The sequence below is a fragment of the Jiella pacifica genome, assembly GCF_010500815.1.
Classification (GTDB): Bacteria; Pseudomonadota; Alphaproteobacteria; order Rhizobiales; family Rhizobiaceae; genus Jiella; species Jiella pacifica.
The window spans coordinates 71,206-94,002 of sequence record NZ_JAAAMG010000013.1; the positions used below are offsets into that span (position 1 = coordinate 71,206).

Consider the following 22,797-nt stretch of genomic DNA (forward strand, 5'->3'; position numbering starts at 1 on the left):
TCGGCCGAAAATTGCAATTCCGGCGAAGTTCGCGAGCGGTGCGGTCGCCCTGTCAGCGGCTCTCCATCGCGACGAGGCGGGGCGGGCCGAGGAGGCCGGACGGAGTGGGCGGATCGGCTGCGAAGGGCGTATCCGCATAGTAGCGGTTGGCCCCGGTGTTGCGGACGTGGAGTTCGACGAGGATCTCGCCCGAGGTTTCGAGCGCGAAGCGTTTTTCGCCGAACAGCCTCCGGCCGATGCTGTGTCCGTCGACGCGACATTCGACCGTCTCGGCGACACGGTCGAGGACGAGATCCCATCGCTGGTCGGGCTTCAGGCGGGGCAACGTGATGCGGCGGCGGTAGATGCCGGCACAGGAATGGTTGGGGAAGCCCTGGCGCTCCCATCCGGCCGTGACCGAGATCGGCACGAAACGATCGCCGGCGCCGACGGCGCGAAACTCCCAGCCGCTCGCCAGCTCAATGGGCGTGATCAGGGCGGGTGTCCATGCCCTCGGCCGTTCGCCGGGTCTGGCTCCGCGCTGCCTGGCGTCCGGGTGGATCTCCAGGCAAATCAAACCCTGCGCCGGCAACTCGATCCGTTCGTCGGGTGGCAGCGGAAACGGGCTCACTGTGCCGCTCCGCGGATTCCAAAGCTCCGCCAGCATCGCGTCGTTACCGAGTTTTAGCTGGAGCATTCTGGGCTCTGCCGCCTCGTTGAAGGCCGCCAGACGCCAGCCTGTCCCATGGCGCGCCACCACGTTCCAGGCCGGAGCGGCTTCGAGATGGAGGCTTGGGCAAGGGCGGTCGAGCGATCGGACGAAGCCTTCGACCGCGGTCTGGTCTGCCGCCGGAAGATGCCGGACGGATGTCTCCACCAGCGCGTTCGGCAGTCCGTTCGATAGCCCGTCCGGCAGACGGCCGGAGGCGAAGAGCCGGCCACCTTCGCGGAGGAAAGTCCGCAGGCGCTCGATCGTCGCGGCTGCCGACAGGATGTGCGCGTCCGGCAGGATGACCATTCCGTAGCGGCCCCCTGGCGTGACCAGATCGCCGTCGACGACGGTGCCGCGTTCCAGATCGCGCTCGTCGAGGACGTCGTAGCCGATCCCGGCCCGCGCCAGCGCCTCCGCCCACCAGCCGAAATGCTCGGCTGAGGGCGGATCGCCGCCCTCCTGCCACAAGGCCGCGAGTGGATAGAGGAGGGCGACGGGCCGGAGCGGCTCTCCCTCTTCGACGAAGGCGGAAAGCCTGGCGACTTCGTCGAAGACCTCGGGCAGGTCCTCCCACCAGGGCTGGAAGTTCAGCCCCGGCGGAAAATCGAAGCGCGGGTTCGCCCGCCAGTCGTTGGCGGAGTAGGGGCGTCCGTCGTCGAGATAGACGGCGTGGAACAGGAACTGCCGGGCGCCGAGCAGCGTATGCCGGATGGCCTGCGCCCTCAGCCGCTCGATCGTCAGGTCCCATTGCCCGGCAAGCCCGGGCCGAGCCATCTCCCGTCCGGTCGAATACTGCTCCACGATGCAGCGGCTGCGGCCGTTCGAGCGGGCCACGGAGTCGCCGAGCTTGGCAGCGAGCTGGGAGCCGTAGTCGGCGGCGTCGACGGCCGTCACCGTACGGAAGGCGTCGAGACCGAAATGGTCGACGCCGGGCATCCCGCGCGGATCGAGCGCGCCGAGACCGCCTCGGAGGCCCCATTGGCCGACATGGGAGAGCAGTTCATGACCGGTAAAGTCGAAACCCCGCTCGTCGCACCAGCGCCGCAGCGTCCCGAAGAAGGCTTCGTGCATCCGGCGGGCATGGTCCGCGAAGAAGGCGAGGCGCCGCCGGGCGGTCTCCAGGCCGACGCATCCGACGAGCGCCAAAAGGTCCCCGGGCGCCACCGATCGGCCGAAATCGTCGCTCCACAGGAGGCTGTGACCGAGCTCGCCGCAGTGCTCGTGCCAGCCGTAGAATCCCGCATAGGGATGATCGAAGAAGAACGCCCGCGCGATGCCAGGCCCCGCCGCTTCGGCAGCTTCGGCAAGCGGTGCATAGACCGTCTCGGCGAACCGCTGCGCGGCCTCGGGCAGGAGGTAGTTGATCATCCGCGACGAGGCGCAGCGGGCCGAGACGAAGACCGTGACCATAGGACAGGTGAGGTCGCCGGCATCGACGGCGATCCGGCAGCCGGAGGCATCGGCCGCGAGGATCTTGGCTTCGACCGGCACGGTATTCGCGCCGTCCCCATGGGCGAGCGCAGAGACGAGGGTCCAGTCGTCCCAGCGCGCCTCGCCGCCCTCGTAGATCCAGTCGCAAGCGGCCTCGCCGAGGAAGTCCAGAAAGCCCGAACGGATGCCGGAGACGGTGAGTTCCAGCTGCCCGTCGGAACCAACTCCGGCGCCTTCGGCTTCGCCCCGCGCCCAGAACAGGTGGCGTTCACGCAGGTGATCGGCGCCCGCGACGGTTCGTCCGCCGCCATGCCCGGACATCCAGGCATATTCGTCATAGATCACCGCTTCGAGGCCGATCTTCGCGGCTTCGGCGAAGGCGTATCTGCACGCATCGAGATAGGCCGGCGAGAGGTAGTCACGGCGCGGCAGCGACAGCCGTGCCTGGATCATGAAGGTCCCGAGCCCGGCCTTTTTCATTTCGGCCAGGCCGTGGCGGATTTCATCTTCGCCGGGAATCCGGTTCCAGAACCAGAAGGCGGCGGGCCGGAACTCGGCCCCCGGGATGGCGAAACGGGAAGACGGGCTGGTCACCGGGCCGGACGTATTCAATGGACCACCTCGGTATCGGAACGGACCCTGGGGGCGAATTCAGGGCCTTGCGGCGCTTTGTCGAGGAACCGTCTCCGAACCCTCAGGAAGACCGAAAAGCACCGCGCGCCGACCGGGTCCTTCGACTGAAACATGGCGACACCGATCAGTTCTCTGCGGGGAAAGGGTCTGTCGCGCCTTCGGGCAGGGGAACCTCGAAGGCGTTGATCGTCATCGAGATCAGCGTGTAATAGCCGAGGATGCCTGTGAGTTCGACGGCGCCTTCCTGCCCGAAAAGGGCGGTGACGCGGGCATAGGTCTCGTCACGGACCCGGTGATCCCGGTGAAGCTCGCTGGCGAAGTCGTAGATCGCCGCCTCGGCAGGTTCGCCGAAGTCGGGATGCTCGCCCCGGCGGATCGCTTCCACCACGGCGGTGGACAGGCCCTCGCGGATCGCGATGGGCGCGTGCACGGCCCATTCGAAGCCGGAACGCCAGAAGGCGCCGGTGACGAGGATCGCCAGCTCCGACAATTTCGGCGGCAGGCGGGTCCCGTAGCGGCAGAAGGCGCCGAGCGCCTGGGCCGTCTCGGCCAATGCAGGCGACTGCAGCCACACCCTCAGCGGCCCTTCGACGACGCCGCGCGGGCCGGAGGCGATGGCGTTGAAGACGACCTGCTGCTCGGGGGTGAGGGCGTTCTCGTCGAGGTCGATCGGTCGTTTTGCCATGATGAGGATCCTTCGTATCGGCTGCGCCTCGCGGGGCCGCCGGGCATGTGTCCGGGCTCCAGTCGCCGGTTGCCGCGCCCCCGTCAAGCGCTGCCCAGGTGGGGGTCGAAGCGGATCTCGTCGCCGAGTTCGGTCAGGACCGGGCTTTTCGGCAGGCGGCGGAGTTCGCCGAGAAACGCCTTGGCGGCCACCGAAAAGCTCTGCTTGCGGCGGTGGACGAGGCCGAGGCTGCGCTCGGCCACGGGCTCGTCCAGCGGCAGCCATGTCAGCCCCGGACGCATCACCACCGGCAGGCAGAGGGCCGGCAGGGCGGAGACGCCGAGCCCGGCGAGGACGAGGCCGGAGACGGTCGCGAGCTGGTTCACTTCGCCGACGAGTTTCGGGGCTTTCCGCCCTGCGACCGCCGCGTCCAGCCGGCGGCGCACGCTGGTGACGCCCGTCATCGTCACGAGGGGCCGGGCGAGGAGGGCATCCCAGGTCAGGCGCGTCCGATCGGCCAGCGGGTCGTCGTCCCGGAGAATGGCGACGAACCTGTCGCGGACGAGGGGCGTGAAGCTCAGCTCGTCCTGGTTCTCCGGTTCGACCGAGAAACCGTAGTCGACGCGGCCGGCGAGGACGAGATCGACCACGGCGCCGTGCAGCACGTCGGCAATCCGGATCGAGACGCCGGGATGGGAGGTGGCGAAACGGGCGACGGCATCGGGCAGGATGCGGGCGGCGAGCGATGGCAGGGCTGCCAGTGCCACGCGGCCGCGCCGGACGGCGACGAGATCGGCCATCTCCTCGACCGTCTCGTCGAAAGTGGCGGCAAGGCGCCGTGCCAGCGGCCGGAAGGCCTCGCCCTCGCGGGTGAGCGAAACGGTGCGCGATGTCCGGTCGAACAGCTTCGTGCCCAGCGCCTCTTCGAGCTTCTGGATCGACAGGCTGAAGGCCGGCTGCGACAGGCCGACCCGTGCCGAGCCCTCGCTGAAGGAGAGCGTTTCGGCGAGTTCGAGAAAGGCGCGCACCTGGCGCATCTGCATGGTCATAGATTTTGCAAATCGAACTATTTGATCATTAAATTCGACAAATAGATCATCCCGGGCGACCTTTGAAGCGAGGAGACGCTCTCGCCGATCGCGAGGGTGGAATGGGAGGAGACCGATGGCGGACCCCGTGTTTCGGATCGGCTGCGGCGCGGGCTTCGGCGGCGACCGTCTCGATGCGGCCGTTCCGGTGGTCGACGCGCTGGCCGAAGCCGGTGGGCCTGCCTGCCTGATGTTCGAGACCCTCGCCGAACGGACCCTGGCGCTGGCGCAGCTCGAGCGGGCTGCAGGCCGCATCGGCTATGACGCCCATCTCGAAGGCCGCCTGTCCCCCGTCCTGAAGCGCTGTCTCGATCACCGCATTGCCATCGTCGGCAATTTCGGCGCGGCCGATCCTGAAGGCGCGGCCGAGGCGATCGCAGATCTCGCCAAGCGGCTCGGATGCCGCGCGCCGAAGATCGCGATTGTCGGCGGTGACGATCTGCTGTCCGGCTCGAACGACGCCGATCTCGCTGCCTTGCTCGCGACGGGCGTTCCTGCGGGCGAGCGGGTGATCAGCGCCAACGCCTATCTCGGCGCCCGCGAGATCGCCGCGGCGCTGACGGGCGGCGCCGACGTCGTCGTCACCGGCCGCGTCGCCGACCCGGCTCTCGCTGTCGGGCCGATCGTGGCGCATTTGGGCTGGGACTTCGACGATTGTGACCTGATTGCCGCAGCGACCATGGCCGGCCATCTGCTCGAATGCGGAGCGCAGGTGACCGGTGGCTATTTCTGCGATCCCGGCTTCAAGGACGTCGACGGCCTCGAGGCGATCGGCTTTCCGATCTGCGAGGTGAGCGCGGACGGTTCCCTCGTCGTCACCAAGCCGCGATCGTCCGGCGGCTGCGTCAGCGAGCGTACGGTGAAGGAGCAGCTCCTCTACGAGATCCACGATCCCGCGGCCTATCTTACTCCCGACGTCGTCCTCGATCTAACCGCGGTCGAAGTCCGCGAGATCGGCCGGGACCGCGTCCGGGTGTCTGGGGCGGGGGGCAAGCCGCGGCCTGAGACCCTTAAGGCCACCGTCTGCTACGAGGGCGGCTTCGTCGGCGAGGGCGAGATTTCCTATGCCGGACCGAATGCCCTCGCGCGGGCGAGAGCGGCGATGGAAACCGTCAAGCGCCGGGTCGACAAAGATCTGAAATTTCGGGCAGATCTCATTGGTTCGACAAGCCTTTTTGCCGACGATAGCGGCCTGCTTCTGAGCGCACGGGAGCTGCCGGAAAGTCGCGACGTCAGGCTTCGGATCGCCGTCGCCGCGAAGGACCGGCGCGCCGTCGAGGCGGCAATCTACGAGGTCGGGGCGCTCTACACCTGCGGGCCGGCGGGCGGCGGCGGCGTGCGCACCAGCGTGCGCTCGCGCGTCTCGACCGGTTCGGTGCTGGTGCCGCGTGCGAGCGTCACGCCCTCCTACCGCTTTCACGGGGACGCCTGATGGATACCGTCTCCGCTTCGACGCGAAGCGTCGCGCTGCACGAGCTCGCCCACGGACGGGCCGGCGACAAGGGCGACCGGCTGAACGTCGCGGTCATCGCCTACCGGCCGGAGTTCTATCCGCTGCTGGTCTCGGCCGTGACCGTCGAGCGGGTTCGCGACCTTTTCGCCGAGCGCCGGCCGGGGGAGATCGCGCGCTACGAGTTGCCGCGCCTCGGCGCCCTCAATTTCGTGATCGACGGGGTTCTCGACGGCGGCGTCAATGCCAGCCTCAACCTCGACGGCCACGGCAAGAGTCTGTCGTTCCGCCTGCTCGAAATGGAGATCGCGGTGGACGAGGAAACGATTGCAAAGATCGGATATCTCAGGGAGGAGAACCAATGAAACGCACCATTCTCGCCGCCGCGGCGCTTGCCGCCGTGTCGCTCGTGGTCACAGGTCCGGCCAGCGCCCAGGACAAGCGGCTGTTGATCGGCTCGACCTCGGCTTCGTCCAGCCAATACGGCTACTTCGTCGCGCTCGGCCAGCTGATCAACGACAAGGTCCCGGGCGTCACCGCCTCGGTGGCCGAAACCGGCGCGACGCTCGACAATCTGCGCCGCATGGAGCGCGGCCAGGTCGATCTCGGCCTCGTCACCACCAATGTCGTGCAGCATGCCTGGGAGGGCACCAACGAATTCGACGGCCGGGCGATGAAGGCGCCGCTTCTCTTCGTCTATTCGCCGGCGCCGCAGAACGTCGTGGTGCGCAAGGACGCCAATGTCGAAAGGTTGTCCGATCTTGCGGGCAAGCGCTTCAACCCCGGCATCCGCGGCTCGGCGACCGAGGCGACTGCCCAGGCGGTGTTCCAGACCCTCGGCATCGCGCCCGACTTCGTGCCGGGCTCGACGACGGACGTGGTCGATCAGGTCAAGGACAATCGCCTCGTCGGCTATGTGAAGTCCGGTGCCGGGGAGAAGCTCGACGCTTCCTCGCTCGACATCAACACCTTCACGCCGATCACGGTCGTCTCGCTCTCCGACGATGAGGCCGCGACCTTAAAGGAAAAGATGAAGGACATCTCGGTCGTCGAGATCGAGAAGGCCGGCGAGGGCATCCCGCCCTATACGACCTGGAGCTTCGCGCTCGCCGTCTCGGCCAACGCCGAGATGGACGAGGAGACCGCCTATCAGATCACCAAGGCGGCGGTGGAGGACGAGACCGTCCAGGCCAATGCGCTCGCCTCGCAGAAGGGCGTCGACCTCGCCAAGCTGACCATGCAGTACGCGACGGTGCCGCTGCATCCGGGCGCCGCGCGCTACTACGAGGAAAAGGGCATCGACATCCCCGAGGCGCTGCGTCCGACGCAGGAGTAGCAGTCGGGGCGAGGCTCTCGGCCGCTCCTTCGAGCGCCGGGAGTCTCGCCCGCTCGTCGGCGTAGGCATGTGAAGCTACGGGCAGGGACGCCGGCGCGTCCGCCCGTTGGACGGAATCAATCCGGCTCGGGAGGCGGAGCGATGCGCGACACGGCAGCGAGGGTTCTCGCCGTTCTGACGGGACTGTTCGTCCTCTACACCTCGGCCTTCGGGCCGTTCGAAAGCCTGGTGCAGCGCGCCGTCTTTCTCGGCCTCGTCGTCACCCTCGGCCTCTTGCTGTATCCGCTCTGGCGAGGAACACGCCTTCGCGTCGCCGGCATTCTCGTCGATCTCTGCGCGGCGGTCGTCACCTGGATTGCCTGCGGCTACATCGTCCTCAACTACGATACGATCATGAACAGCCTGCCCTGGGCGACGGGTTCGGATCTCGCCATGACGGTCGGTCTCGTCGTCGTCGTCCTGGAAGTCGGCAGGCGGGTGGTCGGCATCATCTTCCCGGCGCTCGTGGTGGTCGGCCTCGCTTACGCATTGCTCGGCCATTACATCCCGGGGCAGCTCGGGCATCGCCAGTTCGACGCCTATTTCGTCACCGAAACCTTGTTCCTCGGCGATCTCGGCATCTGGGGATCGCTTTTGAGCGTCGCGGCGACCGTCATCGCCGCCTTCGTCCTGTTCGGCGCGTTCCTGCTCAACACCGGGGGCGGCCAGACCTTCATGGATCTCGCCATGCGGCTCGGCGGCAAGAGCCCGGGCGGGGCGGCCAAGATGGCGACCATCGCTTCCGGCCTGTTCGGCATGGTCTCCGGCAGCGCCGTCGCCAACGTCGCGACCACCGGCAATTTCACCATCCCGCTGATGAAGCGGCTGAATTATCCGGCGCCCTTCGCCGCCGCCGTCGAGGCGGTGGCCTCCACCGGCGGCCAGCTGGCGCCGCCGATCATGGGCGCTGCGGCCTTCGTCATGGCCGAGATCCTCGGCGTTTCCTATGTCGACGTCATGGTCGCGGCGATCCTGCCGGCGCTGTTCTTCTATCTCTCGGTGTTCATGACCGTTCATGTCGTCTCGGTCCGGCGCAACATGCGGATCGTCGACGAGACCGAGATCCCGGCCTGGGCGGCGATCGTGAAATGGCGCCGCGTCCTGCCGATCGTCGCCGCCCTCGGTGGCCTGTTCTTCGGCATCTTCGCCGGTCGCTCGGTGCAGACGGCGGCCTTCTACGGCATTGTCGGCCTGTTCGTCGCCTATCTCGCCGTCAGCCTCGGCCAGCGTTCGCCGCGGGAGATCGGCCGCCAGCTGGTCGCCTCGCTCGACGATGCCGGCCGCGGCCTCGTCATTATCGGCGTGCTTCTCGCCGGGGCGCAGATCCTCGTCGCGATGATCAACCTCACCGGCATCGGGGTGACGCTGTCGTCGCTGATCGTCACGCTCGCCGGCAACTCGACCTTCCTCGTCGCGCTCATCGTCGGCATCGTCTGCCTGATCATCGGCATGGGCCTGCCGACGACGGCGGCATACGTCCTCGTCGCCGCCGTGCTGGCGCCGGCGCTGACGGCGGTCGGCGTCGAGCCGCTCGCCGCGCACATGTTCGTCTTCTATTTCGCGACGATCTCGGTGATCACCCCGCCGGTCTGCGTCGCCGTCTTCGTCGCCGCCGGCATCGCCCAGACCAACTGGCTGCCGGCAGCGCGCGAGGCCGTGCGGCTCGGCGCCATGACCTATGTCGTGCCGTTCCTGCTGCTGATCTATCCCGGGATGATCGGAGCGGGCGGCACCATGGCCGTGGTCGACGCGCTGATGACCGGGCTCGTGCTGGTGATCGCCATTCCCTGCCTGCTCGGGCGGATGCCGCTCTTCGGCCAGCGTGTCCTCGATATTGCGATCTATCTTCTGGTCATCGCGCTCGCCTTCGTGCCGATCGTCGGCCTTCCCATCGTCGCCGCGCTCGTCCTCGCCGCGGCGTTCTTCGTCGGCGGCCAGAAGGCGCGGGAGATGGCCGGGACGTCGAGTGCCGCAGTCCCCCTTCCGCAGTCCGAGCCCGGCGAGGTGCGCCCGTGACCGAAGCCCCGCATTCGAAACCGACATCGCCGATCGAAACGGTCGCGGTGATCGGCACCGGCCTGATCGGCGCCGGCTGGGCGACGGTGTTTCTCGCCAACGGGCTGGACGTCCTGGCGATCGACCCGGCTCCCGGCGCGAGGGATCGGCTCTGCGAGACCGTTCGCGCCATGTGGCCCGCCCTCGTCGAACTCGGCCGGGCGACGGGCGAACCTGACTTCGGCTGCCTGCGATTTGCCGAGGCGCCGGGCCCGGACCTCGCCGACGTCCAACTCGTCCAGGAGAACGCGCCGGAACAGCTCGAACTGAAGCGCGCGCTTTTCGCTGGAATCGAGCGCTTCGTCTCGCCCGAGACCATCCTCGCCTCGTCGACCTCGGCGCTTCTGATCGGCGACATCCAGACCGCCTGCGCGATCCCCGGGCGCTGCATCGCCGCCCATCCGTTCAACCCGCCGCACCTCCTGCCACTGGTCGAGGTCTCTGGCGGTGCGCTCACCGATCCCGAAGTGCTCGATCGGGCGATGGCGTTCTACGCGCTCGTCGGCAAGTCGCCGGTGCTTCTGAAGAAGGAGATCCAGGGCCACATCGCCGGGCGCCTCGGCGCAGCGCTCTACCGCGAGGCGGTTCATCTCGTCGCCGAGGGGATCGCCACCGTCGAGGACATCGACGCTGCCGTTCGCAACGGCCCGGGCCTCAGATGGGCGACCAACGGACCGCACATGATCTATCATCTCGGCGGCGGCGAGGGCGGCATCCGTCATTATCTCGACCATCTCGGCGACAGCCAGCAACGGCGCTGGGACGATCTCGGAACGCCGGAACTCACCGCCAAGCTCCGGGAGACGCTGATAGCCGGAACGCTGGCGGAAGCGGGAAAAGCCAGCGTCGCGGAGCTTTGCGACGCGCGCGACCGCAAGCTGATCCAGCTGCTGGCGGCCTTCCACGGCAAGTCCGGCTGAAGGCATCATCCGAACCAGCCGGGTCTTCCTGCTTGAGATCGGGAGCATTGGCGATCGGGCCTGCCGGCGTGCGGACGAATCCGGCTCTCGCTCCGCGGTGCGGGTGATCTAGATTCACGCGGGGAGAGACGACGGCGCACGGCTGCCGTCCCTGGGGAGATCCGGCATGAGCATGCACATAGGAGGTGACGGCGATGAGCGCTGAAGGCGAGACGAACGGCGCGGAGCGGCTGTGCGATTCCCTGATCGCGCAAGGGGTCGACACCTGCTTCGCCAATCCCGGCACCTCCGAGATGCATTTCGTCGGGGCGCTGGATCGGAGGCCGCAGATGCGCTGCGTCCTCGGCCTGTTCGAGGGCGTGGTGACGGGTGCCGCCGACGGCTATGCGCGGTTGGCGGAGAAGCCGGCAGCGACCCTTCTCCACACCGGGCCTGGCCTCGCCAACGGTCTCGCCAATCTGCACAACGCCAAACGCGCCCGCACACCGCTGATCAACGTGGTCGGCGACCACGCCACCTATCACCTGGAATACGAGGCGCCGCTCGCCAGCGACATCGACAGCCTCGCCCGGCCGATGTCGAACTGGCTGGGCCGGGGGAGCCATCCTGATCAGGTCGCGGCGCAAGCGGCCGAAGCTTGGCGTGCGGCGGTCTCGACCCCCGGCGTCGCGACGCTCGTTCTGCCGGCCGACATGGCGTGGGGACGCGCCGAACCGGGGCCGATCGTGCCGTTGCAGCGGCCTGCGCTAAAGCGCCCCGATGCGGCCAAGGTCCGGGCCATCGCCCGAGAGATGGAAAAGCCGGGGCGGACCGTGTTGTTGGTCGGGGGCAGGGCGGTACGCGAAGGCGCCCTCGCGCTGGTTGCGGCCATCGCCGAGAAGTCCGGAGCCGACTTCATCGCGGAAACGTTCAACGCGCGGATCGAGCGCGGCGCCGGGCGGGTGCCGATCGGCAAGCTTCCCTATGCTGTCGACGATGCCGTGGCCTATCTCGCCGGCGCCGCACGGGTCATCCTCATCGATGCGCGGGCGCCGGTCGGCTTCTTCGCCTATCCCGACAAGCCCAGCCTTTTGCACGATCCGGCAGGGAGCCTGCACAAGCTCGTCGAGGTCGACGAGGATCTCAGCGAGGCGCTCGCGCTCCTGGCAGACAGTCTCGGCGTGGACCTGCAGCAGGCATCCGCATCCAATCGAACGAGCCCGCCGAACCCGGCGCCGGCCTTGCCGCAGGGGCCCCTGACGGCCGCGAGCACCTGTGCCATCGTCGCCGCGCTGCTGCCGGAAAACGCCATCGTCTGCGACGAATCCGTCAGCGCCGGCGGTGCCTTCTTCCCGGCGAGTCACGCCTCGCCCCGGCACGACTATCTGCAGATCACCGGCGGGTCGATCGGCATCGGCCTGCCGCTCGGCGCCGGCGCCGCCGTCGCCTGTCCCGACCGGCGTGTCGTCTGCCTGCAGGCCGACGGCAGTGCCATGTACACGATCCAGGCGCTGTGGACCCAGGCGCGGGAGCGTCTCGCCGTGACCACGGTGATCCTGTCGAACCGGCGTTACGCGATCCTGGAACACGAGATGCGCAATGTCGGCATCCGGGAGTATGGCGAGAATGCCCGTCGCATGCTGCGCTTCGACGACCCGCCGCTCGACTGGCTGGGGCTCGCTCGCGGCCACGGTGTGGAGTCCGCCCGGGCCGAGACCGGAGAGGTTCTCGCCGATCTCCTGCGCGCGGCGAATTCCCGCAAGGGTCCGTTCCTGATCGAGGCTGTCATCTGAGCGGTGGGGCGGCGCTGCCGAGGTTCGAGACGACGACGGTGCGGCCGTGCGGGCCGGCATCACGGCGATCGAGCTGAAGCCGACATCGCCCTTCGAAGGACGGCGGAGACGCGCTCGTCGCCCATCTGGGCGACGTTGAAGCGGAGGAACCGTCTGGCGCTGTCGGAGATGCTGAAGACGTTGCCGGGCGCGAGGACGACCTGCTCCTCCAGGCAGTATTTGGCGACGAGTGCCGAATCGACGTCGTCGGGAAGGCGGCACCAGAGATAGAAGCCGCCGCGAGGCATCAGCCAGGGGACGATGCCGAGCGGCTCCAGCCGGGCGGCAACGTCGCGGCGCGCGCGGGTGAGGCGCCGGCGGATCTCTTCCATGTGCTTGCGGTAGCTGCCGCCGGCGAGAACACCGGCGATCAGCTCGGCGGCGAGCGGGCTCGGGCCGGAGAATTGCGTGGCGATCTGCAGGTCGATCAGCCCTTCGATCCAGTCGGGCCGGGCGGCGACATAGCCGCAGCGGATCGAGGCGGAGAGCGTCTTGGAGAAGCTGCCGATCCTGATGACGCGGTCGAGCCCGTCGAGAACCGCAAGGCGGGGCGAGGGGTCCGGCTCGAAATCGGCGAAGATCTCGTCCTCGACGATGGTCATTCCGTGGGCCGTGGCGGCGCTCAGGACGCGGTGCGCCGTCTGCGGCGAAATCGTCGCGCCCGTCGGATTATGCAGCGCTGAATTGGTGACGTAGAGGCGCGGCCCGTTCTCGGCCACGGCGCGCTCGAAGGCCGTGACGTCCGGCCCCGTCGGCGTGAAGGGAATGCCGACGACGCAGACCTGATGGGCGCGCAGCAGCGCCCGGAAATTGAAGTAGCAGGGGTCGTCGACGAGGACGGTGTCGCCGGGCCTCAGGAGCAGGCGGCAGATCAGGTCGATCGCCTGGGTCCCCGAATTCGTCAGGAGGATCTGGTCCGCCGTCGCGGCGATACCTTCCTCGGCGAAGCGGGCCAGGAGCAGGCGGCGCAGCGCCAGCTGCCCGCGCGTCGTGCCGTAGTCCGACAGAAGCGCATCGTCCGCCCGGCTCGCCGCCCTGAGCTCCTTGCGCAGGGCGGCGTTGGGCATCCAGTCGGCCGGAAGCCAGCCGCAGCCGGGCTTGAGGGCCGAAGGGTCGGCATCGAGCGACTGCCGCGACACCCAGAAGGGATCGACCTCCCGGCGGCGCGGTGCGCCCATCTCGGCCAGTGCCAGCGGCGGCAGGTCGGCGCCGGTGACGTAGAAGCCGGAGCCCCGCCGGGCGCGGATGACGCCTTCCGCGGCGAGCCGGTCATAGGCCTCGACCACCGTCGACGGCGACACGCCCATGGTCGCGGCGAAGCCCCGAACCGAGGGCAGGCGGTCGCCCGGCCCGAGCGCCCGCCTGGCGATCTTTCTGCGGATGGCGTTCATCAGCGCCCCGGTGCGGGTGGTTTCGCCGCCGTCCATCTTTGCTCCGTGCGACCGTGTGGTCTGCCGCATCCATACAGTTCGTCCGGATTGTATTGAAGTGTCTCTGTCCGCGCCAGGGCCGAATCTGCGATCCCGACGGCGGGAAAGCGAGGGCACATGGAACGAACCACCGCGGGCTGGGGCAGCGGCCTTGTCGGCGTCATCATTTTCAGCGGATCGCTGCCGGCGACGCGGGTCGCCGTCGCCGACTTCACCCCGACCTTCCTGACATCCGCCCGGGCGGCGATCGCGGCGCTGCTGGCCGCGCTGCTTCTGACGGCGTTCCGTCAGGCGCGGCCGGGGCGGGGCGATCTTCTGCCGCTCGCCGTCGTCGCCGCAGGTGTCGTCGTTGGATTCCCACTGTTGACGGGGCTGGCGCTCCAGCACGTGACGGCGGCCCATTCGATCGTCTTCATCGGCCTTTTGCCGCTCGCCACCGCGCTCTTCGCCGTCCTGCGCGGCGGCGAACGGCCGAAGCCGGCCTTCTGGCTGTTCTCGATCCTCGGTGCGGCGACGGTCGCGGGCTTCGCCTTGTCGAATGGCGGGGCGGCGTCGCTCGAGGGCGACCTCCTGATGATCGCGGCGATCGTCCTTTGCGGGCTCGGCTATGCCGAAGGCGCGCGGCTGTCGCGCCGGCTAGGCGGCTGGCAGGTGATCTCCTGGGCGCTCCTCCTGGCGTTCTCTCCGATGGCCGCGACCGCGCTCGTCACCATGCCGCCCGACTGGAGCGGCATCGGCGTTCCCGCATGGATCGGGCTCGCCTATGTCTCGGTCTTCAGCATGCTGGTCGGCTTCGTCTTCTGGTATCGGGGCCTGGCGATCGGCGGTATCGCCGGCGTCGGCCAGCTGCAACTGCTGCAGCCGTTCTTCGGGCTGACGCTGGCCGCGCTGTTCCTCGGCGAGACGATCGCCTGGACGATGCTCGCATCGACGGTCGTCGTCGTTCTTTGCGTCGCCGGCGCGAAGCGCTTCGCCTGAGCTGTCGCGCGTCGCGTTTCATCAGGCTCCGGGCAATCGTTCTCGAAGCGGCTCGGTCACTCCGAGGCGAGCGTCCCGCTCACCTTCCGGGTCAGATCGCCGCGCGCCAGGACGTCGGCATTGAGGCCGGCGCCGAGGCCCGGTCCCTCCAGCGGGTAGATCATCCCGCTTTCCACCCGCGGCAACTCGGTCATCACCGCCTTGTAGAACCCGGTCAGATGCGAGCGCACCGTCTCGGCCAAAAGCGCGTTCGGCGCGTGGGCGAGGAGATGGGTGTTGGCGATCAGCGTCACCGGGCCGGTGCAGTCGTGCGGCGCGATGGTGCGGTCGAAGGCGTCGGCGAGATGGGTGACGCGCTGGCCCTCGGTGATGCCGCCGACCCAGGCCATGTCGAAGATCGCGACGTCGATGGCACCACGCATGAAGGCCTCGCGGAACCAGGGCACGGTGCCGAGGTTCTCGCTCGCCGCGACCATCGCCGGGGCCTCGCGCTGATAGGTTTCGAGATCGGCGAAATTGTCGAGGGCCAGCGGGTCTTCCAGCCAGAACACGTCGTAATCGGCAAGGGCTTTGGCGATCTTCAGGGCCGGCGGCAGCTTCCACAGGCCGTGCAGCTCGATCAGGATGTCCATGGCGTCGCCCACCTCGGCGCGGATCTCCTCGATCGGCCAGAGCGCGTCCTTCAGCTCCGCGGCGCCGATGCTCGCGCCCTTGTTGCGGATCGCGGCGACGTCGAAGGGCCAGATCTTCATCGCCGTGATGCCGGCCTCCAGAAGTTCGCGGGCGAGACGCCGCGGCTCGTAGACCTGGAGCAGCAGGTCTTCTTCAGGCCCGATGGCATCTGGCGCAGGGGTGTCGCGGCCGAAGACCTGCTGGTTGCCGCCGGGCCGGGCGACGTTGTTGTAGGCGCTGTTGGCGCAGGTGTTGTACATGCGGATGCCGTCGCGCATCTTGCCGCCGAGCAAAGCGAGGATCGGCTGGCCGGCCGCCTGGCCCCAGAGATCCCACAGCGCGATGTCGACGGCGGCGTTGCCGCGCACCTCGACGCTGCGGGTGGGAAATCCCTTGAAGGCGTTGCCGACGTCGCGCCGCAGCCCTTCCGTGAGGGCGGTGCGCCGGCGCGGATCCTTGCCGATCAGATAGGGCGCGCAGGTCTCGTGGATGTAGGCGACGATCGCCTGCGGATTGCGGAAGGTCTCGCCGAGGCCGATCAGGCCCTCGTCGGTATGCAACCGAACCCAGACCAGATTGCTGAACTCGGCGATCTGGATGGTTTCGAGGCCGATGATCTTCATGAGGCTTGGTCCTGGTCCGGTGGTGAGATAGGGGAAGGGGGCGACGTCTCGGGGATCGTCCGCTCCGAGAGGAAAGGGTTACGCCAATTGAAACATTAATATATTAAGACCGCTTTCAATCTGCGCGTATCCGTCTATGACGACGGTGGTGCTCGCCGCCGGGAAACGTGCCACTTGCTGGCACAGGTCCCGCCACTGCGGCGCGATGGGAGAGGAGAACCCCCGAATGCTCTATGACGTCCGCACCTATGCCTGCCGGCCGGGAACCTTGAAGAAGCACATGGCGCTCTACGAGGAGCATGGCTATCCGGTGCAGAGCCGCCATCTCGGTGAGCCGCTCGCCTATCTGGTAACGGAGACCGGGCCGGTGAATTCCTACACCCACATCTGGGTCTACGACAGCGCGGCCGACCGCGAGGAGAAGCGCGCGGCGCTCGCCGCCGATCCCGAGTGGAAGGCCTATCTCGTCAAGAGCGGCGATGCCGCCTATCTGGTCAGCCAGGAAAACCGGCTGATGACCCCGGCTCCTTTCGCGCCCATCAAGCGCTGAGAAGCGCGCCCTGCTCCCGGCCGCAGTCACGCGGCCAGGAGCAGGGCCAGGACCGGGATGGTGACGAGCGAGGCGAGGGTCGCAGCGAGAACCAGCGTGGCGATCCGATTGACCGCGGTGTCGTAGGCCGCCGCCATCATCACCGAGTTGATCCCGGGCGGCAGGGCGGCGCAGATCACCAGCGGCGCGACGACCGTCTGCGGCAGCCCGGCCAGCCAGGCGAAAAGAAACACGGTCAGCGGCAGGACGGCCATCTTGCCGATCACGCCGACGACGCTGCTCGCCGCGCTGCTGCGGATTTCCTGGCCGTGCAGGCCGGCGCCGATGACCATCAGCGCAACGGCGGGCATCGCCGCCTTCAGCATCTCGGCCGGTGCCGACAGCCATCCGGGTAGATCGAAACCGGCCGCGCTGATCGTCAGGCTGACGACGATCGCGACGATGATCGGATTGCGGAACTGGCTGCGCAGCGTCGTCGACAGCACCGACCCGCCGGCGGTCCCACGCGCACGGCTGCCCTCCATCAGGACGACCATCGGGGTGATCAGCGCCAAGGCGTGGATGCTGATGATCGCTGTCAGCGTCACCAGCCCCTCGTCGCCATAGAGGATCCCGACCACCGGAATGCCGACGATGCCGATGTTGGAATAGACCGCCCCGAAGGCGATGACGATGCGCTCGCGTCTCGCCATGTCGTGCATCGTCAGGAGCACGGCATAGATCGCCAGGGCCGTCGTCAGCACGGCGCCGAAATAGACCGCCCAGATCCGCAGATTGAGGGTCTCGCCGACATGGATCGAGGTGACGGTGGAAAACAGCGTCGCCGGGATCAGCACCCAGTAGGTCAACTTGGTCAGCCCGCCGAGGCTCTCCCTCGTCAGGATGTTCTTGCGCGCCAGAACGTAACCGATGGCGATCAAGAGGAAGACAGGGAAGAGGCGGTCGGCAAGCGACAGGAGCATCGGGCGGACCGGAACGGGTTGCCCGTGTCTCGCCGCAACCACCATGCGACGGCGAGGAACGAGCCTTGCGGGAGACGTTCGTCGGCCGCAAAGCCCGAAGCTTCACGAGCCGGCGAACGGAGAGCGGGAGACCCTGCATGCCCCGCGACCGGTTACGTTGCCGTTACCGGCGTCTTCGGCGGCCTGATCACCATGAAGTAGAAGAACAGGGCGGTGAGGGCCAGGAAGAACAGGCTGTCCGGGCTCGTCAGGAAGGTCGACGGATCGCCCTTGTTGAGCTGCAGCGAGCGCCGCAGATACTGTTCGAGGTCCGGCCCGAGGATGAAGCCGAGCAGCAGCGTCACGGTCGGATAGTTCGCCGTCCTGAGGAAGAAGGCGACGATACCGAAGACCAGCGCCAGCATCATCTGGAAGCTGGAGTAGGTGGCGACGTAGCTGCCGACCAGGGCGACGACGGCGATCGAGGAATAGAGCAGCGCCTTGCGGATCGAGACGATCTTGACGAAGTAGGGCCCGAGCAGGAACAGGGTCAGCGGGATGAGGATCAGCGCGCTGATGAACAGCGAGGCGAACATCGGCGCGATCAGGTCGATCTGGTTGTCGAGAAGCCTCGGGCCCGGCTGCAGGCCGTTGATGACCAGGACGCCGAGGACGACGGCCGTGGTCGGATCGCCGGGAATGCCGAACATCAGCATCGGCACGAAGGCGCCGCCGCACATCGAGTTGTTGGCGGTCTCTGCCGCCGCGATGCCCTCGCGGCTGCCCTTGCCGTAGAGCTCCGGCCGCTTCGAGCGGCGCATCGCATCCGCATAGGCGACGAAGGCCGCCATCGAGCCGCCGGCGCCCGGCAGGACGCCGATGAAGAAGCCGATGATGGTGCTCTTCAGATAGGTCCACACGCCGATTTCGCGGACCTCCGCCATTAACGGAATGAAGTCCCGCCGCTTGATCGCGAAGTTCGCGACCTGAGCCTTGTCGACCGTCCGTGCATGGACGACGTCGCGGGCCTGGATCAGCAGTTCGCTGACGGCGAAGGTGCCGATCACCACGGCCATCAGGTTGATCCCCTCGACGAGGGCGGAGGTGCCGAAGGTGAAGCGCGCCACCGGCTGCATCACGTCGATGCCGATGGTCGCGATCATCACGCCGAGGGCGGTCGTCACGACGCTCTTGGCGATGGCGCCGCGCTGGGAGATGCCGATGACGACAAGGGCGAAGAGGATCAGCGAGAATTTGCCCGGCGTCTGGATCAACAGCGCGAGCTTGGCGGCGATCGGCGTGAACAGGATGAGGAAGACGGCGCCGATGCTGCCGCCGATCATCGAGCCGAGCGCCGCATGGCCGAGCGCGTTGGCGCCGAAGCCCTGCTTCATCAACGGGAAGCCCTCGACGCCGGTCATCATGGAGGAGGGCGCGCCGGGAATGTTGATCGTCGTCGCGGTGATGCTGCCCGCATACATGCCCGCCATGAAGATGCTGGCGCACATGACCAGCGCCGTCACCACGTCGAGGCTGTAGGTGATCGGCAGGAGAAGGGCGATGGCGAGCACCGCCGTCAGCCCCGGCACGGCGCCGAAGAAGGTGCCGATCAGGAAGCCGAGGACCATGTAGAACAGGACCGTCGGATCGAGCAGCGCCTGGAAGCCGCCGAGGATGTGGAGCGAAAATTCCATCAGAACCACTCCGTCAGCGTCGGCAGCCTGACATCGAACAGGGTGTGAAACAGGATGTAGAAGACGGCGGTGATGACGATCGAATAGATCACCCGCCAGAGGACGTTCTGGTCGAACTTGAAGACGAAGAGCAGCGCGAAGACGTAGATAAGCGTCGAGATGACGTAGCCGATCGTCTCGAAGACGGCGATGTAGACGAGGGTCGCGAGGATCACGGCGACCGCCGGCAGGAAGTTGCGGAACTCGAGCTTCGCCCGCTCCGGCCGCGGCGAGCGGTCGCGCAGGATGTCGAACACCAGGAAGCCGAGCCCGGCATACATGACGATCGACACGACGATCGGCAGGAAGCGCGGACCGACGATGCCCTCGTCATATTGCGGATGGATCTGGAAGGCCTGGTAGAGATAGATCGTGGTGACCACGAACAGGACGGCGGGAAGGACGAGGCGGCCGTCGCCGAGAAGTCTGGATCGCATGGGATGTCTCGAAGAGCGAGAGAATGGCGGCGGCTAGATGCCGCCGCCGGCGGCCGTCACTGGCTGATCGCGCCGCTTTCCTTCAGAGCGTCGAACTGGGCGAAGATCCGGTCCTGCTCGTCCTTGATGAAGGCGGTCGCTTCCTGGGGTCCGAGCCAGGCGGGCGTCACGCCGACCTTGGAGACCCAGCTCTGGAATTCCTCGCTGTTGAGGGCGTTCTCATAGGCCGTCGCGAGCTTCTCGACGACGTCCTCCGGCGTCTTCTTCGGCGCGGCGACGATGATGAAGCTGCCCGACTGGACGTCGAGATTGGCGGATTTGGCGGTCGGAACGTCCTTGTAGGTCGGATTCTGCGTGTCGGAGAATTCCACCAGGCCGCGGGCGTCGCCCTCGTCGATCAGATTGGCGAAGTCGCCGAGGCTGGTGACGGCAATGGAGACCTCGCCGGACAGCATCGCTTCCTTCTGCGGGCTGGCGCCGCCGGGATAGGCGATGAGGTCGAGGTCGGTGCCGGTGAGCTTCTCGAACTTCAGCATGGCGAGATGGGTGCGCGAGCCGGTGTTCTGGACCGCGACCTTGATCTCGCCGGGCTCCTTCTTGGCGGCGGCGATCAGGTCGTCGACGCTCTTGTAGGGCGAATCCTTGCCGACGATGATCGCGTCGGGCTCGAGGGTCAGGCGGCCGACCATCTGCAGATTGGCGAGATCGTAGCTCGGCAGCAGCTTCTGATAGGGAACCGTGATGACGCTGTCATAGGTCAAGACGCCGAGCGTGTAGCCGTCGGGCCGCGCCGACATGACGTTCATGATGCCGTTGGCGCTCATGCCGCCGTCGACGTTTTCGACATAGATCGTGTGGCCCAGTTCCTTCTCGGCGATCGAGCTCGCCTTGCGGCTGATGCCGTCGGTGCCGCCGCCGGCCGCCCAAGGCACAACGAGGCGGATGTCTTTGGTCGGAAAATCCTGCGCCATGGTCGGCGCGGCAACCGAAAGTGCCGCCGCGGCGGCGACCAAAACGGCGGTCGTCCTCAGATATGTCATGCTCATTCCTCCCTTTGTCGATGAACTTGCGGATTGAAGCTTTGGCCGAAAGATGCCGGCCGATGCGGCGCCGGTCGCCCGGCGTCTCACACGGTGCCAGGGTCAGGCGGCCTCGGCGAGCCGGGTTTCGACGCGGGCGATCAGCCGGTCGATTTCGAGGTGATCGTCGGCCGTCAGTGCCGGCCCGGGCTGGCGCATGGTGGCGTGGGCCAGCGCCCCGCGGCGGCGCATCGCCTCCTTGCGGGCGGCGACGCCCCAGAACCCCATGGCCTCGTAGCGCAGGAGCGGCAGGTAGCGATCGAAGAGATCGTTCGCAGCCTGAATGTCGCCGGCCCTGTGCAGCCGGAAGACGCCGGACAGCATTTCCGGATAGGAAAAGCCCGCCATCGGCCCGTCGATGCCCCGCTCAAGTTCCAGCGGCAGATACATGGCGTTGTTGCCGGTCAAAATGGCGATGCGCCGGCCGCCGGCCTGGCGCAGCCGAGTGATCTTGTTCAAGGACGGCAGATCCTCCTCCTTGAGAACCTGGATCTGCGGGTGGCGCTTCACCAGTTCGAGGATCGCCGGAACGGACATGCCGACATTGGTGGCGAAGGGAAAGTCCTGCAGGACGACGGGGACGTCGCCGATGGCGGCGAAGACCGTCTCGAAATAGCGGAAGAGATCCTCGTCGGTGCGGATGCCCGGCGCCGGCGCGATCATCACCCCGGCCGCGCCCGCATCCATCACCGCGTTGGTGAGGCGCGACAGATGGGCGAGGTTCGTGCTGCTGACGCCGACGATCACCGGCATCGTTCCGGCACGGGCGATGTAGCGGCCGGCGACGGCGAGCGCCTCCTCGCCGGTCAGCTTGCCGGCTTCGCCGCTGACGCCGAGCACGGTGAGGCCGTTCGCGCCATGACGGGCATAGAAGTCGACCAGCGTGTCGACGCTTGGAAGGTCGATGTCCTGTCGGTCGTCGAACGGCGTCTGGGCGACGATGAAGACGCCCTCGATGGCTTCGAGCATGAACCCTCCCGGATGCTCAGGCGGACCGCTGGAAGTGCCTTTCCGTCGAGGTCGAATGCCGACCCTCAAGACATATGATCACTTGCGTCTGCCGTATGATTACTGCCATAAAGACATCGATGTATCGGCCTGTCAATGCCGATCGTCGAGCCTGAAGGCGAGGGTGCTTCCGGCTGACCGGGATCGTCACCGGCAGGAGCGGACAAGGGCGTGGAACTGAGAGAATGAGGGGATGGCGATGGCGCTGCGCATAGTATTTCACGGGCGGAACGCCGCCTCGTTCGTCGAGGGATTCGACACGCTGTTGGACGTCGGTGCGGAGCTCGTGATCCTGCCGGACCAACTCGCCGACGATGCCCAGCGCGCCGCCTTCGCGGAGGCGGATGTCATCGTCGGCAATCGCTTCGACGCCGACATGCCCAGCCCGAATAAACTGCGACTCTATCAGGTCTGCGCCACCGGCTATGACGGTGTCGAACTTTCGGCGCTGCCGGCGTCGGCGGCCGTCTGCAACTGCTTCGGCCACGAGCCGGCGATCGCCGAATATGTCATGGCCGGGCTGTTGTCACACCAGGTTCGCCTCGTCGATGCCGATCGACGCCTCCGGCAGAACGACTGGGCCTATCGCTCCGGATCGCCGGCGAACGTCCATGGGGAGATCGCCGGCAAGGTCATCGGATTGCTCGGCTTCGGCCATATCGGCAAGGCCATCGCCAAGAAGGCGAAGGCCTTCGACATGGTCGTCCACGCGGCCAATCGGAGCCCCGTCGAGCCCGGCGATCTCGTCGACCGCAGCTACGGCCTCGACGCGCTGCCGGATTTCTACGCGTCCGCCGATTTCGTCGTCGTCTCCCTGCCGCTGAGCGAGGAGACCCGCAGCCTCGTCGACGACCAAGCCTTCGGCCACATGAAGCCCGAGGCGGTGCTGGTCAATGTCGGCCGGGGGCCGGTCGTCGACGAGGCGGCGCTGTTCGAAGCCCTGTCGTTGCGCCGGATCGGCGGCGCTATCATCGATACCTGGTATCGCTATCCCGGCGCCGAGGGCGAGGCGGCGAGCCCGTCGCGCTTCGACTTCGCCGGGCTTTCGAACGTCGTGATGACGCCGCACATGTCCGGCTGGACCGACGGCACGATCGACCGGCGCCGCCGGACGATCGCCGGCAACGTCGATCGCCTCGTCGCTGGCGAGCCGCTTGCCAACGTCGTGCGACCGGCACAGTGATCGGCGGTCTCCCCTGCACGTTCTGGGCGCGAAACGGCGTCCCGC

19 protein-coding genes are annotated in these 22,797 nt (G+C 67.5%); 9 read left to right on the forward strand and 10 right to left on the reverse strand.

Annotated features, from left to right (window positions below; translation table 11 throughout):
- Positions 1–52: 52 nt before the first annotated feature.
- The 3 genes from GTK09_RS16080 to GTK09_RS16090 all read right to left on the reverse strand — a co-directional run bounded on the left by GTK09_RS16080 (position 53) and on the right by GTK09_RS16090 (position 4,468).
- The gene (locus tag GTK09_RS16080; RefSeq protein ID WP_163464345.1) at positions 53–2,734 is read right to left on the reverse strand and encodes a type 1 glutamine amidotransferase family protein; all 2,682 of its coding nucleotides are present in this window, start codon (positions 2,732–2,734) and stop codon (positions 53–55) included.
- Between the two features lie 145 nt (positions 2,735–2,879).
- On the reverse strand, positions 2,880–3,440 hold the full coding sequence (locus tag GTK09_RS16085) for a carboxymuconolactone decarboxylase family protein (RefSeq protein WP_163464347.1): 561 nt from the start codon (positions 3,438–3,440) through the stop codon (positions 2,880–2,882).
- Positions 3,441–3,523: 83 nt separating this feature from the next.
- The gene (locus tag GTK09_RS16090; RefSeq protein ID WP_163464349.1) at positions 3,524–4,468 is read right to left on the reverse strand and encodes a LysR family transcriptional regulator; all 945 of its coding nucleotides are present in this window, start codon (positions 4,466–4,468) and stop codon (positions 3,524–3,526) included.
- A gap of 115 nt (positions 4,469–4,583) precedes the next feature.
- Between GTK09_RS16090 and GTK09_RS16095 the strand changes: the two genes are divergently transcribed.
- The 6 genes from GTK09_RS16095 to GTK09_RS16120 all read left to right on the forward strand — a co-directional run bounded on the left by GTK09_RS16095 (position 4,584) and on the right by GTK09_RS16120 (position 12,079).
- Positions 4,584–5,939, forward strand: a complete 1,356-nt coding sequence (locus tag GTK09_RS16095) for an acyclic terpene utilization AtuA family protein (protein WP_163464350.1) — start codon at positions 4,584–4,586, stop codon at positions 5,937–5,939.
- Positions 5,939–6,322, forward strand: a complete 384-nt coding sequence (locus GTK09_RS16100; RefSeq protein WP_163464352.1) for an AtuA-related protein — start codon at positions 5,939–5,941, stop codon at positions 6,320–6,322. The genes GTK09_RS16095 and GTK09_RS16100 overlap by 1 nt, the downstream gene beginning before the upstream one ends.
- On the forward strand, positions 6,319–7,293 hold the full coding sequence (locus tag GTK09_RS16105; RefSeq protein WP_163464354.1) for a TAXI family TRAP transporter solute-binding subunit: 975 nt from the start codon (positions 6,319–6,321) through the stop codon (positions 7,291–7,293). Before GTK09_RS16100 ends, GTK09_RS16105 begins: the two co-directional genes overlap by 4 nt.
- Before the next feature lie 141 nt (positions 7,294–7,434).
- Positions 7,435–9,348: a TRAP transporter permease gene (locus GTK09_RS16110; RefSeq protein ID WP_163464356.1), complete on the forward strand. Its 1,914-nt coding sequence runs from the start codon at positions 7,435–7,437 to the stop codon at positions 9,346–9,348.
- Entirely contained in the window at positions 9,345–10,307 is a 963-nt protein-coding gene (locus GTK09_RS28030) for a 3-hydroxyacyl-CoA dehydrogenase NAD-binding domain-containing protein (RefSeq protein WP_312869903.1), read from the forward strand. Before GTK09_RS16110 ends, GTK09_RS28030 begins: the two co-directional genes overlap by 4 nt.
- A gap of 194 nt (positions 10,308–10,501) precedes the next feature.
- Entirely contained in the window at positions 10,502–12,079 is a 1,578-nt protein-coding gene (locus GTK09_RS16120; RefSeq protein WP_163464358.1) for an acetolactate synthase large subunit, read from the forward strand.
- A gap of 59 nt (positions 12,080–12,138) precedes the next feature.
- On the opposite strand, the gene GTK09_RS16125 is transcribed toward GTK09_RS16120, so the two are convergent.
- Entirely contained in the window at positions 12,139–13,545 is a 1,407-nt protein-coding gene (locus GTK09_RS16125) for an aminotransferase-like domain-containing protein (RefSeq protein ID WP_163464360.1), read from the reverse strand.
- A gap of 120 nt (positions 13,546–13,665) precedes the next feature.
- Between GTK09_RS16125 and GTK09_RS16130 the strand changes: the two genes are divergently transcribed.
- Positions 13,666–14,526: a DMT family transporter gene (locus GTK09_RS16130; protein WP_163464362.1), complete on the forward strand. Its 861-nt coding sequence runs from the start codon at positions 13,666–13,668 to the stop codon at positions 14,524–14,526.
- Positions 14,527–14,582: 56 nt separating this feature from the next.
- On the opposite strand, the gene GTK09_RS16135 is transcribed toward GTK09_RS16130, so the two are convergent.
- Complete coding sequence (locus tag GTK09_RS16135; protein ID WP_163464364.1) at positions 14,583–15,821, reverse strand: mandelate racemase/muconate lactonizing enzyme family protein; 1,239 nt, start codon at positions 15,819–15,821, stop codon at positions 14,583–14,585.
- Positions 15,822–16,047: 226 nt separating this feature from the next.
- On the opposite strand from GTK09_RS16135, the gene GTK09_RS16140 reads away from it, so the two are divergent.
- Positions 16,048–16,371 (forward strand): NIPSNAP family protein, encoded by a 324-nt coding sequence (locus GTK09_RS16140; RefSeq protein WP_163464367.1) that lies wholly within the window; start codon positions 16,048–16,050, stop codon positions 16,369–16,371.
- A gap of 26 nt (positions 16,372–16,397) precedes the next feature.
- Here GTK09_RS16140 and GTK09_RS16145 read toward each other — a convergent pair whose 3' ends face one another.
- The 5 genes from GTK09_RS16145 to GTK09_RS16165 form a co-directional block, all read right to left on the reverse strand.
- Complete coding sequence (locus GTK09_RS16145; protein ID WP_163464369.1) at positions 16,398–17,333, reverse strand: AEC family transporter; 936 nt, start codon at positions 17,331–17,333, stop codon at positions 16,398–16,400.
- Between the two features lie 152 nt (positions 17,334–17,485).
- A complete protein-coding gene (locus GTK09_RS16150) occupies positions 17,486–19,006 on the reverse strand; it encodes a tripartite tricarboxylate transporter permease (protein ID WP_163464371.1) in 1,521 nt (506 codons plus the stop codon).
- Positions 19,006–19,482: a tripartite tricarboxylate transporter TctB family protein gene (locus GTK09_RS16155; protein WP_163464373.1), complete on the reverse strand. Its 477-nt coding sequence runs from the start codon at positions 19,480–19,482 to the stop codon at positions 19,006–19,008. Before GTK09_RS16155 ends, GTK09_RS16150 begins: the two co-directional genes overlap by 1 nt.
- 56 nt (positions 19,483–19,538) lie before the next feature.
- Positions 19,539–20,522, reverse strand: coding sequence for a Bug family tripartite tricarboxylate transporter substrate binding protein (locus GTK09_RS16160; protein WP_163464375.1), 984 nt, complete (start codon positions 20,520–20,522; stop codon positions 19,539–19,541).
- 102 nt (positions 20,523–20,624) lie between these two features.
- Positions 20,625–21,530, reverse strand: coding sequence for a dihydrodipicolinate synthase family protein (locus GTK09_RS16165; protein WP_163464377.1), 906 nt, complete (start codon positions 21,528–21,530; stop codon positions 20,625–20,627).
- Between the two features lie 238 nt (positions 21,531–21,768).
- Here GTK09_RS16165 and GTK09_RS16170 point away from each other — a divergent pair, with 238 nt between their 5' ends.
- A complete protein-coding gene (locus GTK09_RS16170; RefSeq protein ID WP_163464378.1) occupies positions 21,769–22,752 on the forward strand; it encodes a 2-hydroxyacid dehydrogenase in 984 nt (327 codons plus the stop codon).
- The last annotated feature ends 45 nt before the right edge of the window (positions 22,753–22,797 follow it).